Raw genomic sequence first — 24,479 nt, 5'->3', positions numbered from 1 at the left:
GGACGGAGCCCGGCGCCGCGCCGCGCGCCCGGGCACGTACCATGGCCGTATGTCCTTCCTCCGCCGCCGCAGCGCCACTCCCGCGGGCCCGGACTTCGATGTCCTGGCCATGGACCCGGGGGACTGGCCCGGCAATCTCGGCGCCGGTCTGCTGCCCGCTCCCGACGGTTCCTGCCAGGGCGTCTTCCTGCGCTACGACCTCTTCGGCGGCCGCGGCCCCGCGATGATCATCGGCAACCTGCCGGAGGGCTCCCCGGCCCGGGAGCTCGCCGACGGCCAGATCCCCTTCGAGGTGGCCCAGCTCCTCGCCGCCCTCGAGAACGACGAGCCGGTCGAGGTGCTCGACACCGAGGACGTCCCCGTGATGCAGGGCGACAACCTCCTCATCGTGCGCCGCCTCAAGCTCTCCGAGAGCCGTATCTCCTGCGTCCAGTTCGACCGCAGCGACAACGTCCTGGTGACGATCGCCAGTTGGGACCGGCCGATCACCGACGACCTCTACGCGCTGCTCAAGCCTCTTCCCGCCGAGCTGTTCCAGCAGGGCTGAGCGGGGGCGGGGGCCGATGAGCGCACGCGTCGACGCCTGGATCTGGGCGGTCCGCCTGACCAAGACCCGCTCCCAGGCCGCCGCGGCCTGCCGGGCCGGACACGTCAAGGTCAACGGCGAGCGGGCCAAGCCCGCCCAGTCCGTGAAGCCGGGCGACGAGGTCCGGGTCTACGTGGCCGGCCGGGAGCGGATCGTCGAGGTCAAGGAGCTGCTGACGAAGCGGGTCGGCCCGCCGGTGGCCGCCGAGGCGTACGTGGACAACAGCCCGCCCCCGCCGCCGCGCGAGCACGTGGCGCTGGCCGCCGTCCGCGACCGCGGCGCGGGCCGCCCCACCAAGCGCGAGCGCCGCGAGATCGACGAGCTGCGCGGCCGCGGCTCCCGTTAGACCCGCCGAGGAGCGAAGGGCCGCCCCGGAGACCCCGGGGCGGCCCTTCGCCGCTGTCAGGACGGGGCGCCGGCGAAGGCGGTCGCGACCCGCGCCGCGGTGGTGCCGAGCCCGCGCGGGGTGGTCCAGTCGGACACCGGCGCGGTCCCGACGGCGCGGTCGCGGAACAGCGGCGTTCCGGCGCCCGCGTGGACGTCCCCGGCGCCGTACCGCCGCACGCTGCGGTGCCAGTGCAGCACCCCCGCGAGCCAGTCCTCCAGCTCCCGCAGCCACGCCTCGAAGACCGCCCTGCCTTCCGCGTCCAGCCCGAAGTGGGCGTACAGCAGCGGTACTTCACGCTGCTTCAGATGCTCGTACTGGCGCAGTCGGCCGGACATCAGGTCGTGCACCATCCGGGCGGCGGTGTCCCGGTCGACGTCGAAGAACTTCTCCAGCACGAGCACCCCGTTGTGCAGCTCGCCCTCCACCTCCACCTCCTTCTGGTACGAGAAGAGGTCGTTGACGAGCGCCCCGTAGTCCGCCACCGCGTTCTCCAGCGCGCGGACCGTGCCCGAGCGGAACAGCTGCGGCGGCAGGGCGCCGTCCCGGCGCAACCGGCCCATCAGCATGGTCAGTTCGGATCCGAAGGTGCTGCGCCGCATCTCGACGTAGTCGACGGGGTCGGGCACGCGGTGCTGGGCCTGGTTGTGCAGCTCCCACATCCAGCTCTCCAGCATCGCGTCGAGCGCGGTCCACAGCTCCGTCCGCGCCTCGGGCCTCATCGGCCCGGCGGTCCGCGCCCACACGTCGGCCAGCGACCGCTCCAGCGGATTCACGGCGAAGCCGGCGGCGGAGGCGGGGTCGTCGACCGGCAGGCACGCCTTCAGCCGCTCGGTCTGCGCCCGGGCGCCCGCCAGGTCGCGCGGCCGGCCGAAGACCATCGGGTAGTAGTCGTCGGCGTAGGTTCCCCACGTCAGCCAGAGGGCGCTGAGCTCCAGCTCCTCCAGGGTGGCGTCGGGATCGAGGCCGGCCGAGCAGAGGGCGAGGTCGAAGCCCGCCATCAGGGGCCGGTCCCAGATGTCGTCGAGCAGCCCCATGGCCTCGGCCCAGTCCTCGGAGCGCCGCTTGGCCTCCTGGTGGTGCGGGCTGAGGGCGAGCGGGTAGGGGAGCGCGAAGTCGGGCAGCGGGAGGGGGCCGACGGGCTGGTGGGGCGTGTGGCCGAGGCTCCGCCGCCGCGCGTCGGCGGACCGGCCGCCGAGCAGGCTGCGGATGTCGAGGACGGCCATGCCCAGCGCCGGCGCGGGGACGGCGGCGTCGACCATGCCCTCGTTCATGTACCGGCTGGAGCGCATGTGCCACTCGTGCCCGCCGGACTGCCAGTCCTGGAGTCCCTTGGTGTACGCGCCGATCGCCGCGATCTCCGCCGGGGCGAGGCGCTCCTGGACGGCGAGCGCGGGCACCTCGGTGAGGGCGGTGTTCTCGAACTGCTGGAGCCGTGAGGTCAGCAGGTCGTTGACGGCCTCGGCGGCCTCCTGGGTGGAGCAGCCGAGGAAGTGCTCCAGGACCAGCACGCCGTTGCTGTTCTCGCCCTCGTCCTCGACCTCGCGCTGGTACGAGAAGAGGTCGTTGCGCAGGTGGACGGCGTCCGAGAAGGCGTCGCGGAGCACCCGCAGCGGCCGGGATCCGGCGACCCGGTCGGGGACCTCGGCCCCGGCGGCGTACTCCACGAGCCCGGCGGACCAGGGGGCGCCGCCGACCTTGCGGCGCATCTCGATGTATTCGAGGGGGTTGGCGATCCGGCCGTCGTTGATGTTGTCGAGCTCCCAGAGGGACTCGTAGAGGAGGGCCTCGGTGGCCTCGGCGAAGCGGCGCCGCCAGCCGTCGGACATCGCGGGGACGGTGCGCCGCCACAGGTCGGCGAGTCCGGCCTCCACCGCGTTGACCGGCGCGGGCATGCCGTGCAGCGGGTCGGCGGGCATGAAGGACGGCAGCCGGTCGAGGTACTCCTTGCCGCCGGCCCGGTCCTGGGGGCGCTTGAAGACCTCCAGGAAGTGGTCGTCGAAGAAGAAGACCCACGTGTACCAGTCGGTGACGAGGTTCAGCGCCTCCTCGTCGCAGTCGGGGTGGGTGTAGGCGCAGAGCAGCGCGTAGTCGTGCGCGTCGAGGTCGGCCGTCTCCCAGACCCCGGAGCCCTCCAGCATCCCCATCGCGCGGGCCCAGTCCCGGGTGTGCGTCCGGGCCGCCTCCACATGGGGGTTGAGGCGCGCCGGATACGGGACATAGAAATCCGGCATGGCGAAGGGCTGAGGCATGTGCGGACGGGCCTTTCCGGTGGAGGGGGTGCTGTTCCGGCCCAGCCTTACCCCCGTCCCGGGTGCGGAACCGCGCCTCGGGAATAGTCGTATGAGCAGAGGAAGGGGTGGTGTCGGAGGAGGACTCCGGCACCACCCCACACCTTTCGGCCACACCGGCTCAGCTCTGCGAGACCCGCACGTCAGCGGCCTTCACGAAGGCGATGCGATGGCCGAACTGGATCTGGTAGTACTCCTCCTGGCCGCGGACCACCCGGTGCCCACTGCTGTCGAACACCGGTGCGTAGTAGTACTCTCCGGGCGTCTTGTGACCCACCACGTACTTCTGCCCGGCGAGCAGCCGGTACGGCAGCGGCGAGACCGCCTGCACCGGCACCCCGGCCGGGTACGCCGACGCCTCCGGATAGGCCCGCCCGTACACCGGCACCTCCGCCAGCCCCTCGCGCGGAGTCAGCACCCGGCCGCGCGCGTTCACCGCCGTCGGCGCCGCCGCCGGATTGTGGAACCACGCCTTCTGCCCGAGGTACCAGATCGCCGTCCAGTCGCCCCGGCGCTCCGCCACCGCGTAGCTCTGCCCCGTCGACGCCCGCGCACCCGTGTCGTTGACGCCCGTCGTGGAGTCCTGCCCGCCCGGCCGCAGCCCGATGTCCTTCACCAGCGGCGCGTCGGCGCTCGGCGCGGTGTGCAGGCGCACGGCTCCGCTCCCGTGCGGCGCGCACGCCTCCCCGGCCGTCGCGCACCCCGTGTAGACCGGCCGGTTCTCCCCGTACGCCGGCCGGATCGTCACCACGCCCGCCGCCGGCCCCGCGCTCGGCGTCAGCGGCCGGCCGAGCAGCCGGAAGTAGTGCGCCCAGTCCCAGTACGGCCCCGGGTCGGTGTGCATGCCCCGGATCGACGACGTCACCGTCCCCGGCACGTTGTCGTGCCCGATGACGTGCTGCCGGTCCAGCGGGATGTCGTACCGCTGCGCCAGGTACCGCACCAGCCGCGCCGAACTCCGGTACATCGCCTCCGTGTACCAGGAGTCCGGGGCCGTCAGGAAGCCCTCGTGCTCCAGACCCACGGACTTCGCGTTCACGAACCAGTTCCCGGCGTGCCAGCCGACGTCCTTCAGCGGCAGGTGCTGGGCGACGTGCCCGTCCGAGGAGCGCAGCGAGTACTGCCAGGAGACGTATGTCGGGTCCTGCACCAGCTTCAGGGTGACGTCCCAGGTCGCCTCGGTGTCGTGCACGACGATGTAGTCGATCGACTGGGAGACCGGCCGGTCCGCCTTGTCGTGGTTGCCGTAGTCGCCGTCGCCGAACTCCTCGTACGGCGCCGGGATCCACTCGCACGCCACCGTCGTCGGGCACTCCACCAGGCCCCGCTCCGGCGCCCGCAGCCCCAGCGCCGCCACCTGACCGGTCTCCGGCGCCACCGCCGGAGCGGCCGGCAGCACCACCCGCTGCCCGCTGTCCGTGACCCGCTCCTCGCCGGTCCGGATCACGTCGAAGACGTCGTTCGCGTACGCCGCCGCCGTGGCCGCGTCGTCGGCGCCCGAGTAGCGGGCCACCGCCCCGTACCAGTCGGCGGGGTCCGTGCTCGGCGCCAGCCCCGCCTCCCGCTGGGCCGCCGCGAGCAGCGCCGCGCCGCCCTCGATGTTGGCCGCCGTCGAGGTCCGCAGCTCCTCCGCCGGGATCCCGGAGAGCGCCGAGGCCCGCTCCAGGGTCCGCAGCCGGGCCGGCAGCTCCTCCGGCGAGGGCGGCGCCGCCTCCGCCCCGGAGCGGTCCGGCCGGGCGTCGTCGCCGCGCGCGTCCTCGCCGTCCTCCGAGTGGTGCGGTACGGAACGGGCCAGCGCCGTCGCCGTGTCGGTGAGGTGCATCGGCCCGTAGCCGCCGGTCACGCTGGGCGCGCCGGCGTGCCCGTCCCAGCGCGACTGGAGGTACGAGACGGCGAGCAGCACGCTCTGCGGGACACCGTGGCGCTCGGCCGCCGCCGCGAACTGACGCTGGAGGGAGTCCGCCACCGGCGCGTCGGCACCGGCCGGCGGCGCGCCCGACAGCAGCGGCAGGAGCAGGGCCGCGGACGCGGCGACGGAGAGCACACGTCCTCGGGACGCGGAACGGAGCAAGGCAGCCTCCAGGGGCGGGGGGTGACACGGGGGCGTGCGGGACCGAACCCGTACAGGGGTAGCGGCTCCCGGACCATCCGTCAATCACCCCTCGCCGAGAGGGAGTTCCCACGTCAGCGCGGTTTCGGCGGCCGAACGGGCCGACTTTCGCGGTGACGGCCCGCCCACCGGCGGCGCGTCGGTGGTCTCGACCAATGAGGCCCCCGGAGACGGCGAAGCGCCGCACTCCCGGTGTGTCGGCACCGGGTGCGCGGCGCACACCCCCGTCTCGCGGTCGGGACGTCAGCGCGTCCCGACCGCCGCGCGCACGGCCCGCCGTGCCATGGCGCAGTCGTCGTGCAGCCGCCTCAGCAGCAGCCGCTGTTCCTCCCCGGGCGCCAGCGCCCCCGAGGGCACCGGCACCGTGCCCGCCGGCGGAGCCTCCTTGATGGTCCGCTGCACGGCCGTCTCGTACGTCCGGATCTCCCGCGTCAGCACGATCATCAGGTTCACCAGGAAGGCGTCCCTGGCGGCCGGACCCTGCTGCTGTGCCATCTGGCTGATCTGCCGGCGCGCCAGCGGCGCGTCACCGAGCACCGCCCACAGCGTCGCCAGGTCGTAGCCGGGCAGGTACCAGCCGGCGTGCTCCCAGTCGACGAGGACCGGACCGGCGGGGGAGAGGAGGATGTTGGAGAGCAGGGCGTCGCCGTGGCAGAACTGGCCCATGCCCTGCCGGCCGCCGGCGTGGGCCAGGCCGTGCAGCAGCTTCTGCAGGTCGTCGCGGTCCCGGTCGGTGAAGAGCCCGAGCTCGTGGTAGCGGGCGATCCTCGTCCCGTAGTCCAGCGGCGCGTCGAAGGTCCCGGCCGGCGGACGCCAGGCGTTGAGCCGGGCGATCGCCCCGAGCGCCGCCCGCACGTCGGACCGCGGCGGGGCCTCCACGGGGTGGCGCGAGAGCGCCGCGGCCCGTCCGGGCATCCGCTCGATCACCAGCGTGCAGTTGTCCGGGTCCGCGGCGATCAGCCGCGGCGCGCGCACCGGCGGACGGTGGCGTACGAAGGACCGGTAGGAAGCTATCTCGTGCCGGAACCGCTCGGCCCACGCCGGCGAGTGGTCCAGTAAACACTTCGCCACCGCCGTCGTGCGTCCTGTCGTCCCGACGATCAGGACCGACCGGCCGCTGCGCCGCAGCACCTGCACCGGGTTGAACTCCGGGCAGATCCGCTGCACCGAGGCGATGGCGACCTTCAGCTGAGCCCCCTGCGGGCCGGACAGGTCGATCCTGCCGCTCATCTGGGCACCGGGTCCGGTGCCGGTCCCGGCCGCCCAGGAGCGGGGCCTGGCGCCCCGTGGCGCGGGGGCGAGGTAGGGTCCGGCGCCGGCCGGCACCATGCGGGACTGCGGCCGGGGCGGGGCGGACACGGAGGACGATGCTGTGTACATGGAGGTGACAGATCCCTTCGTGTGCCGACGAATCGCGTGCGTCGCCCCCGCCCGCCCCCGGTCCGCACCCTGGGGAAAATGAGGGCCGGTCGACGGGGCGGGGTGGCGCATACCTACCTGACACCCGCGCGTGGGTAGCGGAACACTGAGCGCACCCTGGCGAACCCTGGCGAATAGTCGCCAGCCCTATGACAGGGGGCTACTGTCAACTCAGCCGAGAACCTGGGGGCTTAGACGTGACAGGACAGACCAACACCCGCCTGGCGGACCTCTTCGGCCTCGCCGGCTGGTCCAAGGGCGAACTCGCGCGGCTGGTCAACCGGCAGGCGGCGGCCATGGGCCACCCCCAGCTGTCGACCGACACCTCGCGGGTACGGCGCTGGATCGACAAGGGGGAGACCCCGCGCGATCCCGTTCCCCGGGTGCTGGCCGCCCTGTTCACCGAGCGACTCGGTCGTGTCGTGACCATCGAGGACCTCGGGTTCGTACGACGCGGGCGTGCCGGAACGCGGCAGGCCGTCAGGAACAACGACGAGAACCCTGACGGAATGCCCTGGGCTCCCGACCGTACGGCTGCGGTCCTCACCGAATTCACGGGAATGGACCTCATGCTCAACCGACGCGGCCTGATGGGCGCGGGTATCGCGCTCACCGCCGGATCCGCACTCAACAGCTCCCTGCACGACTGGCTCAGGACCGAGCCCTCCCGCCCCGCCGCGGCCCCCCGGGCCGTCGATCCCCTCCACGCCGACCCCGCCGGGTACGACCGCTACGAGGCCGCCCCCATCGGGTCGGAGGAGATCGAGGCGCTGGAGCGCTCCGTGGAGGTCTTCCGCGCCTGGGACGCCTCCCGGGGCGGCGGCCTCCAGCGCAAGGCCGTGGTCGGCCAGTTGAACGAGGTCGGCGGCATGCTGGCCTACCGCCACGCCGAGCACCTCCAGCGCCGCCTGTGGGGCGTCGCCGCCAACCTCGCCGTCCTGGCGGGCTGGATGTCCCACGACGTGGGCCTGGAACCCACCGCCCAGCGGTACTTCGTCATCGCCGCCCACGCGGCCCGCGAGAGCGGCGACCGGCCCCGGGCCGGGGAGGCGCTCTCCCGCGCCGCCCGTCAGATGGTCCACCTGGGCCGTCCCGACGACGCACTCGACCTGATGAAGCTCGCCAAGTCCGGTGCGGGGGAGCGGCTGCTGCCGCGCACCCAGGCCATGTTCCACACCATCGAGGCGTGGGCGCAGGCGTCGATGGGGCACGGCCAGGCGATGCGCCGCACCCTCGGCGAGGCCGAGGACCTCTTCGTCTCCGACCGGCAGGAGAAGACGCCGAGCTGGATGCAGAGCTTCGACGAGGCCGACATGCACGGCATGCAGGCGCTCGCCTACCGGACGCTCGCCGAGCACGACCCGACGGCGGCCGTCACCGCGCAGCACCACGCCCGGCTCGCCCTGGACCTGCGGCGCGACGGACACGACCGCTCGAAGCTCTTCGACCACATCTCGATGGCCTCGGCCTGCTTCATCGCCGACGACCCGGAGCAGGCGGACCGCTACGCCCGGCTCGCCCTGATCTCGATGGGCGAGACGTCCTCGCACCGGACCTGGCACCGGCTGCGCGAGATGTACCGGCTCACCGGCCAGTACGCCGGCTACTCGAAGATCGAGGACCTGCGGGCCGAGCTGGAGGTCGAGCTGCCGCGCTCGCCGGAGGCGCCGCGGTCGGGGATGGTCTGACCGCCGGCACGACCCCGGGAAAGACGACGCGGACGGACGGACAGGGCCCACCGGCCCGTGCTCCGGCCTGCCCCGCGCTGGACTCCTCGTACCGACTCTCGGACGGGTACGCGGACGACTCCCGCCGTGCGGATCGGCTCAGGAGCCGACGCGGACGACCATCACGCAGGCGTCGTCCTCACGTGCCTCGTCGCCGAACTCCTCCAGGACCGACCGGAGGCACTCCTGTGCGTCCCGCGCCTCCGCCAGCCGGGGGGCGAGGGCGAGCACCCGGTCGACACCGGTGTCGTCGAGGACGTGCACGCCGCGGGTCAGCCCGTCGGTGTGGAGCACGAGCACGTCACCCGGCTGCAGCCGGGTCTCGGTCTCCTCGTACGCGACCCCTGGGGTGGCCCCGAGGAGGACGCCCTCGGGGCGGCGCAGCGGACGTCCCGTCCCGCCGCGGAACAGCAGCGGGGCGGGGTGGCCGGCCTGCGCCCAGGTGAGCGTCCGCGCCACCGGGTCGTAGCGGCAGCACAGGGCGCTGCCGAGCGCGGGCTGGCCGGAGCTCTCCAGGAGCTGGTTGAGGTGGCCCATCAGGGCGCCGGGCCGGATCCCGGCCACGGCCATGCCGCGCAGCGCGCCGAGCAGCATCGCCATCGAGGAGGTCGCGGCCACGCCGTGGCCGGTGAGGTCGCCGACGGTCAGCAGCGCGTCGCCCGCGGGCAGCGCGAGGGCGTCGTACCAGTCGCCGCCGATGAGGCCGGTGGAGGTGGCCGGGAAGTAGTGTCCCGCCACGTCGAGCGGGGCCGGTCCGTCGTGCGCGAAGTCGAGCGAGCCGCGCCAGGGCGGCAGGACCGCCTCCTGGAGCTCGACGGCGACCCGGCGCTCGGTGTGCTCGATCTGCCGGGTCCGCTCCAGGCGGTCGAGGCTCTCGCGGACGGCCCGCTCGCTGCGGCGCAGTTCGCTGACGTCCCTTAAGACGGCCCACATGGAGGCCGTGCAGCCGTCGGCGTCGAGGACCGGCTCGCCGGTCATGTGGACGGTGCGGATCTTGGCGTCCGCGCGGATGATCCGGAACTCGCCGTCGATCGGCTTCCCGTCGATCAGGCAGTCCGTCACCATCGCCTGGAGACGGGGCTGGTCGTCCGGCAGGACTACCGTCGGCATCTCGTCGAGCGACATGGGGCCCCGCTCGCGCGGGCGCCCGAAGATCTGGAAGAGCTCGTCGGACCAGCTCACCTCGTCGGTCAGCAGGTTCCACTCGGCGCTGCCGACCCGGGCGAGGAGCGAACCGGTGGACTCGGGCGCCTCGCCGTAGGCGGCGCCGGCCTCGCTGGTGAAGGAGCCGTCGAAGAGCGGCGTGCCCTCCTCGGGCGCGGCGTCCTCCGGCGGGGGGGCCTGCGGGGCCGGGAGCGTCACGGCCGGGGCGCCGTCCCGGAGCTGGCCGAACTGCGCGCTCAAGTCGTCGAGTTGACGCATCGCCAGATCGCAGAGGGCGCGCTGCCAGCGCTGCCGGGGGTCGTCGTCGTGGACGGCGGTGTCCCGGCGGACGGCGTCGACCTCGCCGCGCAGACGGCTCGTCTGCGAGATCAGCGCGTCCACGGCGCCCGGCTCAGGTGGCTGGGCGGGATGGTCCGCGAACAGAGGGGACGGCATGTCGTACTCCGATACAGGCGCGGCGCGGGGCCCGGGTGGGAACGGGTCCAGGAGACGACTGTGGCACAGGGGCGGAGCGGCCGTAAGGGGTTTGGCAACACTCGATCCGGTGGTGCTTCTGGCATATGTCAACGGCCCGGCCGTTATCGGCCACGACACAACGGGTTACGGTGCACGTGTGGTGAGCGACGAGGTGAACGGTGCGGCGGGCGCGGTGCGTACGGACACGGGGGAGGCGGCGGCGGTGACTTCGGGCCCGGCCGGCACGGCGGTACTGCTCGCGGCGGCGCCGACGGGCCGCGGGCGCACCCTGGACGCGGCCTCCGTGCTGCCCGCGCTCGCGGCCGTGCCGCCCGGCGTCCTCACGGGCACGGTGACCGCGACGCTCGTCGAACTCGCCGACCCCGTCGACCCGCAGACCGTCCTCACCCGGCTGCGCGCCGCCGCCCAGAGCCCCGGCCCGCTCGTCCTCTACCTCGCGGGCCAGCTCCACCTGGACCGCCGCCAGCAACTGCCGCACCTCGCGCTGGCCCGCAGCACCTCGGCGGCGCTCCGTTACACGGCCCTGCCCTGGCACTGGCTCGCGGAGGCGGCGGCCGCGCGGCCGGCCGGGACGACGACGATCGTCGCCGACCTCGTCGCCGACCCGGCCGCCTGGACCCGCCTCGGCACCGGCCCGGACCTCCTCCGCCTGAACCCGTCCCCGACGCTGTACGCCCGCGTCACCCCGCCCCCGAGGCGAGGCGAGCGCGCCACCCCCGACTACCTCCGAGCCTGGGCCGACCAGTGGCGCGCCGGCACCCGCGCGCCCTTCGCCGTGCTGCACGCGGAGGCGGCCGCCCGCACCGGGTCGCCGCAGACGTGGTTCCTGCCGGTGCCCGGTCACCACGCGACCCCACCGGTGCCGGGGGGCGCAGCGGCGGCGGCGCCTGAGCCTGTGCCTGGGCCGGCTCCGGCGCCCGTGGCGGTTCCCGTTCCGGCGCCCGTGGTGGTTTCCGTGCCTGCGCCTGCTTCCGTTGCGGTTCCCGTGCCCGCGTCTGTGCCGGCTCCGGTGTCCGGTACCGCTCCCGAGCCCGCGGTGGCGCCGCCCGCGACCGTGGCCGCTCCCAGCGGCGGTGCGGTGGCCGTGTCGGGGGAGCGCCCCGGGTCCGCCCCCGCGCCGGCCCCGGAACCGGCCCTGATGCCCGTGCCGGTAGGGCCTCCGACCCCGACGCCGACTCGGGTGCCGCCGCTCCCCGCCGGGTACACGGCCGCTCCAGCCGCACCGACTCCTTCGGGGCCGGTCGCGGCGCCCCCGGCCGAGCCCGCGCCGCGCCCGGGGTCCACGCCCGGGGACGGTCCGGCGCCTGCGCCGGCGTCCGCCGCGCCGCCCTCGGACGAGGCGGAGTCGGCGGACGCCGCGTCGGACGGCGAGCCCGAGGCCCACGCTCGGCCGACGTCCTCGCCCGTGCCCGAACCCGTGCCCGAACCCGGGTCCGGACCCGCGCCCGCGCCCGTCCCCTCCGTGACCGACGAGGACGAAGTGGCGCCGGGGACCATGAAGTTGGTGCCGTCGCGGGAGAAGGGGGCGTCGGGGCGGGGTATTCCGCCGATGCCCGCCGCTCCACCCGTCGTGCCCGCCGCTCCACCCGTCGTGCCGGCCGCGCAGGCGGCCGGCAGCGCGGCCCCGCGTCCGGCGGCCGTGGACCCGCGGAAGGCCGGATACGGGCAGGCCGCACCGGCGGAGCCGGCCCCGCACGATCCGCATCCCGCGATCCTGTCGGCCGCGATGGCCGGGCGGCACGCCGAGGCCGCGGAGATGGCAGCCGCGTGGGAGCGGGACGCGCTGCGGCGGTTCGGGCCCCGGTCGGCGGAGGCGGTGCACTGGATGGAGGTGCGGGCGGACCTCGCCCGGCTGGCGGGCGAGCCGGCCCGCAGCTGCGAGCTGTGGCTGGCGGTCGCCGAGGCGCGGCTCGGGCTGCGCCAGCAGCCGGACGACCAGGACGTCGAGGGGGCGGTGGACCGGGCGCACCACCAGTGGGAGCAGATCACCGACCCGGCGCGCGCCCGCGCCCTCGGCCCCACCCTCGTGGCGCTCCGCCGCCGCGTCCCGGGCCGCCGCCCCGGTGCCCTGGAGGCCCTGCGCCGCCGCATGCACGCCCGCTGACGCGGCTAGGCCGTCTCTTTCGGATCATGCCGGGCTCGCGACGCCTGGCATGCACGCTCGCGGCGTTGTCGTCGGTCGCCGACGCTCCGCGTTGGCTCCCTCCTCCGCCTTGCGAGCGCACGCACCAGACGCCGCTCCCTGATCCGGCCTGATCCGAAAGAAACGACCTACGCGTGGGTGGCGGCCGGGTCCACGAGCAGGTGCAGGGCGGCGCGGACGAGCGGTACGTCGACGGCGGGGACGGCGAGTTCCCAGGGCCGGTCGGTGGTCTCGACGGAGACCAGCCGGAAGGCGCCGCGGTCGACGGCCAGGCTTCCCGGGCCCGTGACCGGCCCCACCCCGTACACGTGGAACGGGCCGGTCAGCGCGATGGCCCGGCCGTTCCGGCCGGGGAACCGGTACGGCCGCCACACCACCGGTGACTCCGCGCCGGGGTCGAGGACCAGCGACCCCTGCCGGAAGCGCCGCCCGTCCCGTACGAAGGCGGACACCGCGCGGCCCTCGCCCCGGCGCAGCGCAGCCACGTCGGCCTCGGCACGGACCTGGTCCCCTCCCGCGAACCTGACGAAAAGCCGGCGCGGGCTCCGGAGAAGGTCCAGGAACGTCACCGTGCCCGTGGCCCGCCTGATGGTTCGTCGCCGCATTCGTCCCTCGCTCGTCCCCACTCGTCCAGTCCCCACTCGTCCCCGTCTCGTCGAGGACAGGCTACCGACGCCCCGCGGCGGCCTGACAGGATGATCGGATGCCGTCCTCCCCCTCTCTCCCGGACGCCTGGCTCCGGGGAGTCGCCGCCCATCCCGCCGCCCCGGCCGAGGTCCTGACGCGCCTGCTCGACCCCGCCGGGCGGTCGGCCTGGACGACGCTCTGCCAGGAGCGGGACCTTCCCGAGGACGTCGTCGACGCGGTCGTCACGCATCCGGACCCGGCCGTCCGCCGCGCGTTCGCCCGCAACCCCCATGTCGCGCCCGCCCAGCGGGGGAGGCTGGTGCGGGACCCGTCCGGGCTCGTGCGGGCGGACCTGGCCGGCGGCCCCCGGCCGCGTCCCCGAGCGGTGCGGCCCCTGCCGGACGCCGTCCTCGAAGCGCTCCTGACGGCGGAGGAGGCGGGGGAGGACGGAAAGGTCACGGCGGCCGAGGTCGCCGCCGAGCTCTGCTCCTCGCGGCAGATTCCGCTGTCCTTCTGGCGCCGACTGCACGAGCACCCCCATCCCGTCCTCCGGCGCATGGGGGTGAGCACCATGTGGCACGGGCTCGGCCCGGAAGCGCGCGCGGCCCTGACGGCCGATCCGGATCCCGGCGTGCGCGAGGCGGCCGCCCGGCGGATCGGGGAGTCCGACCCCGCCGCGCCGGCGGCCGAACTCCCGGAGCGGGACTGTCACGCCCGGACGCATCTGCTCCTCAACCTTCCCGTCGCCGAGGCCGTGGCCGAGGCGTGTCTCGCGGCCCGCCGCGACCTGGGGTCACTGGCGTACAACCGCCACACGCCGTCCGCCGTCGTCGTCCGTCTCGCCCGCGACCCGGATCCCCGGGTACGGGAACGCGTGGCGGCCAGGGCCGACGTGGACGCCGCACTCCTGGCCGAACTGGCCGAGGACCCGGACGAGTCCGTCCGGGCACGGGCCGTGCTGCACCCGCCGCCCCGCACCTGGGCTCAGCGGGAGGCCATCGAATGGCTGGGCGGCGCGGAGGACGACGGCCCGATCGGCGAGGTGCCCGCCGAGCCCGCCCCGAGCTGGTTCGCGGAGTGCGCCAGGTCCGAGCACGCGGTCCTCCGCCGGGTCGCCGCGAGCCACGCCGCCCTGCCCGCCGCGCTGGTCGCGCGGCTGGCGGAGGACCCCGACCCCGAGGTACGGCACCGGCTCGCCTGCCGTCACCCGCTGGCACCGCCCGAACTCCTCCTCGACACCTTCGTCGCGTGTCCCGAGCAGCGCCGGCACCTGCTGACCCTGCCGCGGCTGCCCCGTACCGGGCTCCGCCACCTCCTCGGCCACGACGATCCGGAGGTCCGCGCCCTCGCCGCCGCCGATCCGACCCTGGAGCGGGCGCCCGCGCGGCTGCTCGCGGATCCCGACGCGCGGGTGCGCCGGGCGGCGGCCGCCGCCCCGACCCTGCGGGACCAGGACACGCTCGCGGCACTCCTCGACGACCCCGCGACGGCGGAAGGCGCGGCGGCCAACCCGAACCTGCCCGCCCGCCGCCTCCACGAGCTGCTCGACCTGGCGGGCGTGCCCCGCCCCGACCGCCCCCGTCCCTGAAGGGTTCCCCGTGACGTCTCTCGCCCGTGCCCAGCGGTCGCTCGCCGATCCGTCCGTACGCCATCCGCTGTGGCCGCCGCTGACCGCCGGGTGCCCGGTGACGTCGACCGAGGAGGTCGCGTACCCGCTGGAGGTGGAGTACGACTACGACGCCGTGCCGGCGGACCTCTTCGCGGGGCCCGCCGCGCACGGGCTCGAACGGTGGGCGCCGCTGCTGCCGCCACTGGCCGCGCCGGGGCTGGGGGAGGGGAACACGCCGCTGGTGGCGCTGGCCGACGGCGTGTGGGTGAAGGACGAGTCGCGCAACCCGACGTGGAGCCACAAGGACCGGCTGAACCGGGTGGCGGTGAGCGCCGCGGTGGCCTCCGGCGCGCGGGGGATCGTGGTGTCCTCCTCGGGCAACCACGGGGCGGCCGCCGCCGCGTACGCGGCCCGCGCGGGGCTGCCGTGCGCCGTGTTCACCTCGCCGCACGCCCCGCCCGCCGTCGCCTCCCACCTGAGGGCCTACGGCGCGACCGTGCTGACCGTCCCGTACGCCTCCGTGCGGCCTCTCATGCGGCGGATCGTCGACGAGCTCGGATTCCAGTCCGTCAGCAGCGTCACGGACTCCGCGCACACCGGGCACCCGTTCGGCCCGGAGGGGTACAAGACCATCGCCTACGAGATCGCGCTCGCGCTCGGACGGGCGCCCGCCGCCGTCCATGTGCCCACCGGATACGGCGAGTTGCTGTTCGGCGTCGCGAAGGGCTTCGAGGAGCTGCTGCGGCTGGGTGTGACGGACGCCGTGCCCCGGATGTACGGCGTCGAGCCGGCCGCCGCCGGCGCGCTCACCGAGGCGCTGCGGTCCGGCCGCCAGGCCGCCCGCGTGCCCGTCGGGCCGACCGCCGCGTACGCCATCGACTGCGAGGTGAACAGCTACCGCGGCGTCCTCGCGATCCAGCGCACCGGCGGCGCGGCCCGGACTGTGACGGAGCCTCAGTTCGCCTCCGCTCAGTCGGAGTTGGCCTCCCAGGGGATCTGGTGCGAGGCGTCGGCCGCCGCCGGGCTCGCCGGGCTGCGCGCGCACGGACCGGACCCGGCCGACGAGGACGGGCCCGTCGTCTGCGTGGTCACCTCCAGCGGCTACAAGGACGTGGCCACGGGGCGGACGGCGGTCGCGCCGATGGACGCCGACTGGGGGGCCGTACGCGCCCTGCTCAGGGTCTGATCGTCCGTCAGGATCCCTGTGCCGCCGCGCGGTGGTACTCCGCCACCGCGTCGAACGCGGCCTTCGGCTCCCACGGCAGCTCCGGGTAGCGGGTGCCCCTCCGGTCCTCGTACACCTTCACCACCCCGTAGCTCGCCAGGTCGAGGTCCGCGCTCGGGTCGCCGTCGGGGCGGTGGACGTGGTCGTGGAGCGCGAAGGTGAAGACGAAGGTGGTGTCGACGCCCGCCGCGTCGAAGACGGCGAGGAGCTCGCGCACGTACGCGGCCTGGCCCTCCTCGTCCCGCTCGTACGCCCCCGTCAGCCGGACCGGGCCGGTCGCGTCGTACTCGACGGCCTCCAGGCCCAGCGCGCCCCGGTCGCCCGCGCCCCGGTAGCAGGCCGCGCCGAATTCGGTGACGGCCACCGGCTTGCCGTGGGCGGCCTCGACCATGCCCCGCACCCCCTCGGCGAAACCCTCCGCGATCTCCGCCGAGCGGTAGACGTCCACGGAGACGAGGTCGAACGGCGTCCAGTCGACCGCTTCGAGGGGCACGGCAGCGTAGGTGACCGGGCCGCCGAAGCGGGCGCGGACGACCGCCGCCGCCTCGGCGAGGAAGGCGTTCACCCGGGCCCGGACCCCGCCCAGCGCCGCCCGCAGTTCGTCCGGGCGGCGCAGCAGCGCCACCCGCTCGTCGGTGTCCGCGCCGGGCAGGAATCCCGGGTTCATGAGGCTCAGTTCGGCGCCCGCGACGAAGACGACGTCGGCGCCGCGCCGGCGCAGCCGTTCCGCGCGGGCGGCGCAGTCCGCGAAGAGCGCCAGCATGCCGGCCTCGGTCTCTTCGAGCGGGTACGGCGAGAACCAGACCTCCAGGCCCAGGTCGGCCGCGTACCCGGCCGCCAGCTCGATCCGGTCCGGGTCGCCGCCCATCACCCGTACCGCCGTGCAGTGGAGGTCGTCCCGGATGATCTCCAGCTCCCGCCGGACGGTCTCCGGCTCGAAGACGCGGCGGGCGTTCCGTCCGTGCTTGACGAAGCCCGTGTCGTAGCTGATGCCGCCGGCGCGCATGATTCGCTCCCACCTCGATGCGTAAGGTACTCGGCGTACCTTAATTGGAGGGTGGTCGGGCGGGCAAGCAAGATGGGGAGGTACGGCTCGTACCGGAGAAGGGGTGGTCATGGAGCGGGACGCGGCAGCGGGGGAGCGGCGGACGGAGCCCGGGCGGACCCGGCGGCGGGGCGCCGCCCTGGAGGAGGCGATCCTCGATGCCGCCGCCCGCGAGCTCACCGAGTCCGGCTTCGCCGGCATGACCATGGACAAGGTCGCCGCCCGTGCCGGCACCAACAAGAACGCCCTCTACCGCCGCTGGCCGCACCGCCTGGCCCTCGGCACCGCCGCGTACAAGCGGCTCGCCACCACCGCGCCCGTCCCCGACACCGGTACCCTCCGCGGCGACGCCCTGGAGCTGCTGCGGCAGGCCAACCGGCACTGGAGCTCACCGCTCGGCGCCGTCCTGCGGGAACTGCTCGCCGCGGCCGGCGGCACCGCCGAGTTCCTCGCCGGGCTCCAGGACCAGTCCGGGGAGGCCGCGGCCGCGCCGTGGCTCACCGTCCTCGGCCGGGCCGTCGCCCGCGGAGAGGCCGTCCCCGAGGCGCTGCACCCCCGGGTGGCCACGGTCGCGGTCGTCCTGCTGCGGAACGAGTTCGTGGTGCGGGGGGTGCCCAGCGCCCCCGACGAGGTCCTCGTCGAGATCGTCGACGAGGTCTACCTCCCGCTGGTCCGCGGCCGCGGCGCCGGACCCGCCGGCGCCTGACCGCTCCTCCGGCCTGCGATGATCGGACGTATGACCGTCTCACCGCCCCGAGGCCCCGCCGCCGTGCTCCGCACCGAGCGGCTGGAGCTGCGGCCCGTGCGGAGCGCGGACGTCCCCGCCGTGACCCGGCTCTGGACCGATCCGCAGGTGCGGCGCCACCTCGGCGGGCCGGTCATCGACTCCGTCGTGCGGATCCGGCAGCGCCGGATCGTCGGCGCGCCCGGCTGCCACGCCGTGGTGCGGGCCGAGGACGGCATGCTGCTCGGCCTCGTCACCGTGGAGGCGGCCGGGCGCGGGGGCGAGACCGAGGTGTCGTACCAGTTCCTGCCCGAGCACTGGGGGAGCGGTTACGCCCGCGAGGCGGTGGCGGCGGCCGTCGCCCGGGTCCTGGAGACCGCGCCGAGCGTCGTCGCCGTCACGCAGCAGGCCAACCACCGGTCCCGCCGCCTCCTGGAGGCCGTCGGCCTGGAGCACGCCGAGTCCTTCGTGGAGTGGGACGCCCACCAGATCCTCTACCGCCGGCGCGCCGGAGCGCACGGCCGGGCGCCGCGAGCGGCCCGGCACGATCCGGAAGAAACGGCCTAGGGTCGGCCGCCCTCCGCCAGCCGGGTCACCGCCCGCTCGATCCGGGCGGCCCGGGTCTTCGGCGTCCTGGCCTGCCAGAGGCTCAGGATCACCAGATAGCGGTCGGTCCTGCCGAGCGCCTCGAAGGCGCGGGCCGCCTCGGGACGGGCCACGAGGGCCTCGGCGAGGTCGTCCGGGACCGTCGCGTCCCTCTGCGAGGGGTACGCGGCCGCCCACCGGCCGTCGGCCTGCGCCGCCCGCACCTCCGCGAGGCCCGGTTCCCGCATCCGTCCGTCCGCGAGCAGCCGCTCGACCTGGCGCACGTTGACCTGGGACCAGAGGCTGCGCGGCCGGCGGCGGGTGATCTTCTGGAGGTACGAGCGCGCGTCGCGGGCCTTGCGCTTGCCGGTGATCCAGCCGTACGCGAGCGTCAGGTCGAGGATCTCGTCGGCCGTCGGCGACGGCAGGTCGCCGCCCTTGCGGCCGAGCAGCAGCCAGATGCCGGGGGAGTCGCCGTGGTGTCCGGCGAGCCACGCCTCCAGTCCGCCACCGCCGTCGAAGGACAGGACCTCCAGCCCCTCGTCCGTACCGACCGTCTCCACCGCGACCACCTCTCCGCCCGTCCGCGCGCCCGTCCGGGGGCACCCGGACACGATAGGGGCACCGGCCGGAGACGGGCCGTCACTTGGCCGCATCTCCCACAGGATCGGGGGCGCCGGGCGCACGCCGTCTCCACCGACCTGCCGCACCGGCTGCCCCTGCCGCGCGCCCCCCGCTGGTTCGCCGGCCGGTCCGTGCGGCTGCGGATCGGCGTCGACCCGTGCTCCGTGGAGGTGTCCGGCGGCGCGGGAGGGGCCGTCCTCACCGGCCTGGTCACCTGCGGGTCGCCCACCAGGGACCCGGATCCGGGTGCTCCTCGGCGGAGGCGGGATCATGGATCTCACCGACCCGGGCGCCTCCTTCGCGTCCGGCCACGTCGGCCTGAACGTCTTCGGCGGCCGGGCCGGCCACCTGGACACCTACGCCAAGGAGCTGTGACCCGCATGTCCTTCCTGGTGATCGGCGAGTGCGTCGCCGACATCGTCCGCGAGCCGGGGACCGCCGACGTCGTCCATCCCGGGGGCAGCCCCGCCAACGTCGCCTACGGCCTCGCCCGGCTCGGCCGGGACACCACGCTCCTCACCCAGCTCGCCGACGACGACTCCGGCCGGCTGATCGCCGATCACCTCACCGGCGCCGGGGTGCGGATCGCCGTCGGCGGCTCCCCCGCCCGTACCCCGACGGCCGTCGTCTCCCTCGACGGACGCGGCCAGGCGGCGTACGCCTTCGACATCGCCTGGACGCTCACCGCCGACGAGCCGCCGGCGACCGAGGTGCCGGTCCGGCACGTGCACCTCGGCTCGATCGCGGCCGTCACCGCACCGGGCGCCGCCACCGTGCTCGCCCTGACGGGGCGGCTCAGGACCACGGCCACGGTCAGCTACGACCCCAACGTGCGGCCCGCGCTGATGGGGGAGCACGGCCCGGCCGTGGCCCGGGTCGAGCGGTGCGTGGCCCTGGCCGACCTGGTGAAGGCGAGCGACGAGGACCTGGCCTGGCTCTACCCGGGAGAATCCCCGGCGAGGGTGGCCGCGCGGTGGCTGGGGCTCGGCCCGGCCGTCGTCCTCGTTACCCGGGGCGGCGCCGGATCGCTGGCGGTGACCCGGGACCACACCGTGTCCGCCGGGGCGCCGCCCGTCGCCGTCGTCGACACGGTCGGGGCGGGCGACTCCTTCATGTCGGCCGTCCTCGACGCGCTGGCCGGCCGCGACCGGGCCGGGCTCGCGGAGCTCGGCGCCGCCGACCTCGCCGGACTGCTGGCCAGGGCCGGGGCCGCAGCCGCGGTCACGGTCTCCCGGGCCGGGGCCCGGCCGCCGGACCGCGCGGAGCTGGACGCGGCGCTCGCGGCCGGCTGACGGTCAGGTCCGGGCGTGGCTGGTGATGTCCGCCGCGAACGCCTCGACCAGCTCCGGCGTCACCGTCGGGCGGGCGGCCGCGATCGCCGCCAGGTAGTCCGCCGTGCTCGCACCCGGCGCCGGGGCGTCCGCGTCCCGCGCGCCGACGGCGAGCAGGTCCCGCTCGAAGGACGCCTGGGCGGCGACCCGGGCCGCGTGCTCGATGTCCGCGGGGGTGAACAGGTCGCTGGCCAGGACCAGTTCGTCGATGTCCACCTCGGGCCGGCCGTCCGTGTAGCGGGACCAGATCGCGGCTCGGGCGGCCTTGTCCGGCGTACCGATCGGGATCAGGTAGTCGAAGCGGCCCGGGCGCAGGAAGGCCGGGTCCAGGGAGCGGACCGAGTTGGTCGCGCACACCAGCAGCCGCTCGTCGCGCTCCCGGAAGCCCGGGATCAGCTTGAGGAGCTCGTTGGTGACGCCGTGCAGCCCACCGGGCCGCGCGGGCTCGGTGCGGACCGGGGCGATCTCCTCGACCTCGTCGATGAAGACGAGGACGCGGTCGAGCTCGGCGATCCGCGCGAACGCCGTGCGCAGCGCCGCCGCGAGGTTGCCGCCGTCGGCGAGCCGCGACGGCAGGATCTCCACGAACGGCCAGCCGAGCCGGGAGGCGACCGCCCGGGCGAAGGTGGTCTTGCCGGTGCCGGGCGGGCCGAAGAGGCAGATCGCCCGGGGCGGCCGTACCCCGTGCCGGCCGGCCCGCTCCGGCTCGGCGAGCGGCAGCACCACGCGCCGCTCGATCAGGTCCTTCTCGCGCTCCATGCCGGCCACCTTCGCCCACAGGTCGCCCGGGAGCAGCCGGCCGCCGAGGTCGTCCAGGAGCCCGGCGGCGGGGCCGTGCAGCGGCTCGGTCTTCTCGAAGTAGGCGACGGCGGGCTGGCGGGTGTAGCCGGCGTTCAGCAGCCCCTCGCCGAGCAGTTCCTCCTCCGGCAGGACGTACGCGATCCGGCCCACCCGGGCGGCGACCAGTTTGCGCTCCAGCTCCACCAGGAGGGCGCTGGCCAGGCCCCGGCCGCGCCAGGCGGAGGCGATCGCGATCCGCATCACCCAGGCGCGCTCCCCGGAGACGGAGGCGAGCGCGGCCCCGATCGGCACGCCCTGGTGGACGGCGACGACGGCCGGCTGGCGGGAGGTGAGGGCGCCGATGCACTCGGCGAGGGAGAAGACGGACTCCTGGCCCAGCTCGGCCGTGCTGTCGATCAGATGGACGACGGCGGCGAGATCGCTCTCGCGGTAGTCGTGGATGTGCCAGTTCACCGGCGGTACCGCCCCTCGTGTGCTCGTGTTGCGGCGAGGCTAGGCGGGGGCCGGGCGGTGGGGCCTGCGCCATCCTGCACAAGGGGGACGGGGAAACGCGCCGGTTCGTCACTGGGCGTTTCCGGCCCCGGGCGTTTCCGTGACGAGCGGAGCGGCCCGCGCGGGCAAGGCGGACGGCGGACGGCGACGGCGAGCGGCGACAACGAACGGCGGCGGACCCGGGGGTCCGCCGCCGTGGGGGAGTGAGGCCGGGGTCTGCGGCCCGGGGCCTCACGTCCTGCGCTTGCTCATGAGCAGTCCGCCCGCGGTGAGGGCGAACAGACAGACGCACGCGCCCGCGATGACATTGCTGAGCACCATGCCGGTGTCGGGGCTCCGGGTGACGACCCACGGGGCGACGATCGTCCAGGCGCCGAGCAGCAGGACCACGAAGTTGAGGTCCTGGGAGCGCTCGGGAGCCATCGACATGCACAGGCCGAGGACCGCGAGCGCGATGCCGACCACCAGGTTGGTGATGGCCAGCTCCGGCCTGGCGGCCGCGAAGTGGACCGTGTACGCGGAGACCGCGATCCAGACTCCGGCGAGGATCACGAGTTCCTCGACGGCGGCCACTCCTCTGGTCTGCAGGATCTGCGCGTAGCGGTCGCGCATCTCCGTCGCGTCGGGGTGTCCCGAGATGTCACCGGGACGGTGAGAGACGTCGGCCATGTGACTCGCCTCCTTGCTGGCGTGCTGCGTGTCGGACCGCGCTCGCGGCACGGGGCCGCAGTCCCATTGTGCGCTTATATGTTCCTTATGTGAAGCGGGAACGAGAGCGGCCGCCCGCACCGGCGTACGCTGAGAGAGGACTCGGGGCACCCGCGCACCGCCGGGAGGCGGACACGATGACCGGCATCGTACGAAGAAGCTTCGACAAGGCGGACGAGACCCGCCCCTTCGAGGGCGACATGGGCAGGCTGGACCTGCTCACCACGGAACGCGGCCCCGTCGGGCGCGCGGTCTTCGAACCCGGCTGGAAGTGGTCCGAGCACGTCAAGCCGCTCGCCGGGACGGACAGCTGCCAGGCGTCCCACGTGGGTTACGTGGTCAGCGGCCGCATCCACGTCGTCATGGACTCCGGGGAGGAGGACGACTTCGGCCCCGGCGACTTCATGGAGGTCACCCCCGGCCACGACGCCTGGGTCGTCGGCGACGAACCGTGCGTGGCCCTCGACTGGGTCGGCTTCGGCGACTACGCCAAGTCCTCCTGAACCAGGACGAGTTCCCCGAAAGGGGCCAAGGGGGGGCTCCCTATCCCGGACGGGCGGCGAGGGTGTCCAGGGCCTCGTCCAGGGTCGTCGCCGCCATGATCAGGGAGAGGTGGGTGAACGCCTGGGGGAAGTTGCCGAGTTGTTCGCCCGTCGGGCCTATCTCCTCGGCGAACAGGCCCACATGGTTGGCGTACGTCAGCATCTTCTCGAAGGCGAAGCGGGCCTGCCGCACCCGGCCGGCCCGTGCCAGTGCGTCCACGTACAGGAAGGTGCAGAGGCTGAACGTGCCCTCGGCGCCGCGTAGTCCGTCGGGGGCGGCGCCGGGGTCGTAGCGGTGGACCAGGTTGTCGCGGACCAGGGACCGCTCGATCGCGTCGAGGGTGCTCAGCCACCGCGGGTCCGTGGGTCCGAGCAGGCCCGTGCGGGGGACCAGCAGGAGGGCGGCGTCCAGCACGTCCCCGCCGAAGGACTGGGTCAGCGCCTCGCGCCGGTCGCTCCAGCCGCGCCGCATGACCTGCGCGAAGATCTCGTCCCTGGCCGCCCGCCAGGTCTCCAGGGACGCCGGGCGGCCGAACTCCTCGGCCAGCCGCAGGCCCCGGTCGAACGCCACCCAGGACATCACCCGGCTGAAGGTGAAGTCCTTGCGGCCGCCCCGGGTCTCCCAGATGCCCTCGTCGGGCCCGTCCCAGGACTCCGCGAGCCAGTCGAGCATGCCCGAGACCGCCCGCCACCCCTCGTACGTCGGCTGCGCGTCCTGGCCGGTGCCCTGCGCCAGCGCGTACAACGACTCGCCGAAGATGTCCAGCTGGAGCTGGTCCGCCGCCGCGTTCCCGACCCGGACCGGCGCCGAACCCCGGTACCCCTCGAACTCCGCCAGGACCTCCTCGGGCAGCCACGGATCCCCGTCCACCCGGTACATGATCTGCAGCGGCCGCCCGCCCGCCGGGCCGGCCGACCGCTCGGTGATCCGTGCCGTCAGCCACTCCGTGAACGCGGTCGCCTCCTCCGCGAACCCCAGGTCCAGCAGGGCCCGTACGGCCAGCGAGCCGTCCCGCACCCAGGTGTAGCGGTAGTCCCAGTTCCGCTCGCCGCCCACCTGCTCCGGCAGACCCAGGGTGGGCGCCGCGATCGGCGCGCCCGTCGGCAGGTACGTCAGCAGCTTCAGCGTGATCGCCGACCGGTGCACCATGTCCGGCCAGCGGCCCCGGTACCGCGCGGTGCGCACCCACCGCTGCCAGAAGTCCACCGCGTCCCACAGCGCGGCCTCCACCTCCGCCACGTCCGGCAGCGGCGGCGGCGCGGCGCGGGGGCCGTCCACCGTGAACGACGCCCCGGCGGTGCCGCCCTCGGTCAGCTGCAGCCGGCCCCGCACGTCGGACGGCCCGTCCCGTTCCAGCGGTACGTTCGTCTGGAGGAAGCCCGCCATCGCCGCCGAGCGGAAGGTCGCCGTACGGCCGTCCACCCGGGTCTCGTGCGGCGTCCGCCCGAAGCCGAACCGCGGCCGGCACTCCAGCGTGAACGTGACGCTGCCGCGCGTGCACCGCATCACCCGCATCAGGGTGTGCCGGTCGGTGGCCCGGCCGGTCCGGTCGGGCGGCATCCAGTCCATCAGCTCGCCGACCCCGTCCGGGGACATGAACCGGGTCACGAGCATGGCCGTGTCCGGGTAGTACAGCTGCTTGACCGTCACGTCCGGCCCGTCGACGGAGAGCCGGAAGTAGCCGCCCCGGTCGTGGTCGAGGAGCGCCGAGAAGACCCCCGGCGAGTCGAAGCGGGGCGCCGCGAACCAGTCGACCACGCCCTCGTCGGAGATGAGCGCGGCCGTCTGGAGGTCTCCCACCAGACCGTGCTCGGCGATGAGCGGATAGCGCTTCATCCCTCCACTATCGGCGACCGTGCCCCG

20 protein-coding genes are annotated in these 24,479 nt (G+C 74.9%); 10 read left to right on the top strand and 10 right to left on the bottom strand.

The window, feature by feature from the left end:
• Positions 1 to 49: 49 nt before the first annotated feature.
• Both ABFY03_RS04345 and ABFY03_RS04340 read left to right on the top strand, forming a co-directional pair.
• Positions 50 to 547 (top strand): hypothetical protein, encoded by a 498-nt coding sequence (locus tag ABFY03_RS04345; protein ID WP_031003943.1) that lies wholly within the window; start codon positions 50 to 52, stop codon positions 545 to 547.
• Positions 548 to 563: 16 nt separating this feature from the next.
• Positions 564 to 932, top strand: a complete 369-nt coding sequence (locus tag ABFY03_RS04340; protein WP_319008316.1) for an RNA-binding S4 domain-containing protein — start codon at positions 564 to 566, stop codon at positions 930 to 932.
• 56 nt (positions 933 to 988) lie between these two features.
• Here the strand turns inward: ABFY03_RS04340 and ABFY03_RS04335 are convergent, their stop codons facing one another.
• From ABFY03_RS04335 to ABFY03_RS04325, 3 genes are all read right to left on the bottom strand, one after another.
• Positions 989 to 3,223, bottom strand: coding sequence for a terpene synthase family protein (locus tag ABFY03_RS04335; RefSeq protein ID WP_346169216.1), 2,235 nt, complete (start codon positions 3,221 to 3,223; stop codon positions 989 to 991).
• Positions 3,224 to 3,383: 160 nt separating this feature from the next.
• Entirely contained in the window at positions 3,384 to 5,306 is a 1,923-nt protein-coding gene (locus tag ABFY03_RS04330) for an N-acetylmuramoyl-L-alanine amidase (RefSeq protein ID WP_346169215.1), read from the bottom strand.
• A gap of 309 nt (positions 5,307 to 5,615) precedes the next feature.
• Complete coding sequence (locus tag ABFY03_RS04325) at positions 5,616 to 6,752, bottom strand: aminoglycoside phosphotransferase family protein (RefSeq protein WP_319008319.1); 1,137 nt, start codon at positions 6,750 to 6,752, stop codon at positions 5,616 to 5,618.
• Positions 6,753 to 6,988: 236 nt separating this feature from the next.
• Between ABFY03_RS04325 and ABFY03_RS04320 the strand changes: the two genes are divergently transcribed.
• Positions 6,989 to 8,479 (top strand): DNA-binding protein NsdB, encoded by a 1,491-nt coding sequence (locus tag ABFY03_RS04320; protein WP_319008320.1) that lies wholly within the window; start codon positions 6,989 to 6,991, stop codon positions 8,477 to 8,479.
• Between the two features lie 138 nt (positions 8,480 to 8,617).
• On the opposite strand, the gene ABFY03_RS04315 is transcribed toward ABFY03_RS04320, so the two are convergent.
• On the bottom strand, positions 8,618 to 10,117 hold the full coding sequence (locus ABFY03_RS04315; RefSeq protein WP_346169214.1) for a PP2C family protein-serine/threonine phosphatase: 1,500 nt from the start codon (positions 10,115 to 10,117) through the stop codon (positions 8,618 to 8,620).
• 178 nt (positions 10,118 to 10,295) lie between these two features.
• Here ABFY03_RS04315 and ABFY03_RS04310 point away from each other — a divergent pair, with 178 nt between their 5' ends.
• Positions 10,296 to 12,263: a hypothetical protein gene (locus ABFY03_RS04310; RefSeq protein WP_346169213.1), complete on the top strand. Its 1,968-nt coding sequence runs from the start codon at positions 10,296 to 10,298 to the stop codon at positions 12,261 to 12,263.
• 167 nt (positions 12,264 to 12,430) lie between these two features.
• Here the strand turns inward: ABFY03_RS04310 and ABFY03_RS04305 are convergent, their stop codons facing one another.
• Entirely contained in the window at positions 12,431 to 12,787 is a 357-nt protein-coding gene (locus tag ABFY03_RS04305; protein WP_319011839.1) for a hypothetical protein, read from the bottom strand.
• A 218-nt stretch (positions 12,788 to 13,005) separates the two neighbouring features.
• Between ABFY03_RS04305 and ABFY03_RS04300 the strand changes: the two genes are divergently transcribed.
• Both ABFY03_RS04300 and ABFY03_RS04295 read left to right on the top strand, forming a co-directional pair.
• Positions 13,006 to 14,517, top strand: a complete 1,512-nt coding sequence (locus tag ABFY03_RS04300; protein ID WP_319011838.1) for a hypothetical protein — start codon at positions 13,006 to 13,008, stop codon at positions 14,515 to 14,517.
• Positions 14,518 to 14,527: 10 nt separating this feature from the next.
• The gene (locus ABFY03_RS04295) at positions 14,528 to 15,724 is read left to right on the top strand and encodes a threonine synthase (RefSeq protein ID WP_319011837.1); all 1,197 of its coding nucleotides are present in this window, start codon (positions 14,528 to 14,530) and stop codon (positions 15,722 to 15,724) included.
• Positions 15,725 to 15,731: 7 nt separating this feature from the next.
• Here the strand turns inward: ABFY03_RS04295 and ABFY03_RS04290 are convergent, their stop codons facing one another.
• On the bottom strand, positions 15,732 to 16,769 hold the full coding sequence (locus tag ABFY03_RS04290; RefSeq protein ID WP_346169212.1) for a glycoside hydrolase family 113 protein: 1,038 nt from the start codon (positions 16,767 to 16,769) through the stop codon (positions 15,732 to 15,734).
• 109 nt (positions 16,770 to 16,878) lie between these two features.
• Between ABFY03_RS04290 and ABFY03_RS04285 the strand changes: the two genes are divergently transcribed.
• Positions 16,879 to 17,514 carry a TetR/AcrR family transcriptional regulator gene (locus ABFY03_RS04285; RefSeq protein WP_319011835.1) on the top strand — a complete coding sequence of 212 codons (636 nt, stop codon included), beginning with the start codon at positions 16,879 to 16,881 and terminating at the stop codon, positions 17,512 to 17,514.
• A gap of 30 nt (positions 17,515 to 17,544) precedes the next feature.
• Positions 17,545 to 18,099 carry a GNAT family N-acetyltransferase gene (locus tag ABFY03_RS04280; RefSeq protein ID WP_346169211.1) on the top strand — a complete coding sequence of 185 codons (555 nt, stop codon included), beginning with the start codon at positions 17,545 to 17,547 and terminating at the stop codon, positions 18,097 to 18,099.
• Here the strand turns inward: ABFY03_RS04280 and ABFY03_RS04275 are convergent.
• Positions 18,096 to 18,680 (bottom strand): YdeI/OmpD-associated family protein, encoded by a 585-nt coding sequence (locus ABFY03_RS04275; protein ID WP_346169210.1) that lies wholly within the window; start codon positions 18,678 to 18,680, stop codon positions 18,096 to 18,098. The two genes, ABFY03_RS04280 and ABFY03_RS04275, sit on opposite strands and share 4 nt — an antisense overlap.
• A 441-nt stretch (positions 18,681 to 19,121) precedes the next feature.
• On the opposite strand from ABFY03_RS04275, the gene ABFY03_RS04270 reads away from it, so the two are divergent.
• Complete coding sequence (locus ABFY03_RS04270; RefSeq protein ID WP_346169209.1) at positions 19,122 to 20,033, top strand: carbohydrate kinase family protein; 912 nt, start codon at positions 19,122 to 19,124, stop codon at positions 20,031 to 20,033.
• Between the two features lie 3 nt (positions 20,034 to 20,036).
• On the opposite strand, the gene ABFY03_RS04265 is transcribed toward ABFY03_RS04270, so the two are convergent.
• A complete protein-coding gene (locus tag ABFY03_RS04265; protein WP_319011974.1) occupies positions 20,037 to 21,326 on the bottom strand; it encodes an ATP-binding protein in 1,290 nt (429 codons plus the stop codon).
• Positions 21,327 to 21,596: 270 nt separating this feature from the next.
• Positions 21,597 to 22,034: an SPW repeat protein gene (locus tag ABFY03_RS04260; protein WP_319011975.1), complete on the bottom strand. Its 438-nt coding sequence runs from the start codon at positions 22,032 to 22,034 to the stop codon at positions 21,597 to 21,599.
• Positions 22,035 to 22,210: 176 nt separating this feature from the next.
• On the opposite strand from ABFY03_RS04260, the gene ABFY03_RS04255 reads away from it, so the two are divergent.
• Entirely contained in the window at positions 22,211 to 22,576 is a 366-nt protein-coding gene (locus ABFY03_RS04255; RefSeq protein ID WP_319011976.1) for a cupin domain-containing protein, read from the top strand.
• Positions 22,577 to 22,616: 40 nt separating this feature from the next.
• Here the strand turns inward: ABFY03_RS04255 and ABFY03_RS04250 are convergent, their stop codons facing one another.
• Positions 22,617 to 24,452 carry a glycoside hydrolase family 15 protein gene (locus ABFY03_RS04250; protein ID WP_346169208.1) on the bottom strand — a complete coding sequence of 612 codons (1,836 nt, stop codon included), beginning with the start codon at positions 24,450 to 24,452 and terminating at the stop codon, positions 22,617 to 22,619.
• Between the last annotated feature and the right edge of the window lie 27 nt (positions 24,453 to 24,479).

This window comes from Streptomyces roseofulvus (assembly GCF_039534915.1).
Classification (GTDB): Bacteria; Actinomycetota; Actinomycetes; order Streptomycetales; family Streptomycetaceae; genus Streptomyces; species Streptomyces roseofulvus.
This window is presented reverse-complemented; position numbering and strand designations above follow the sequence as displayed.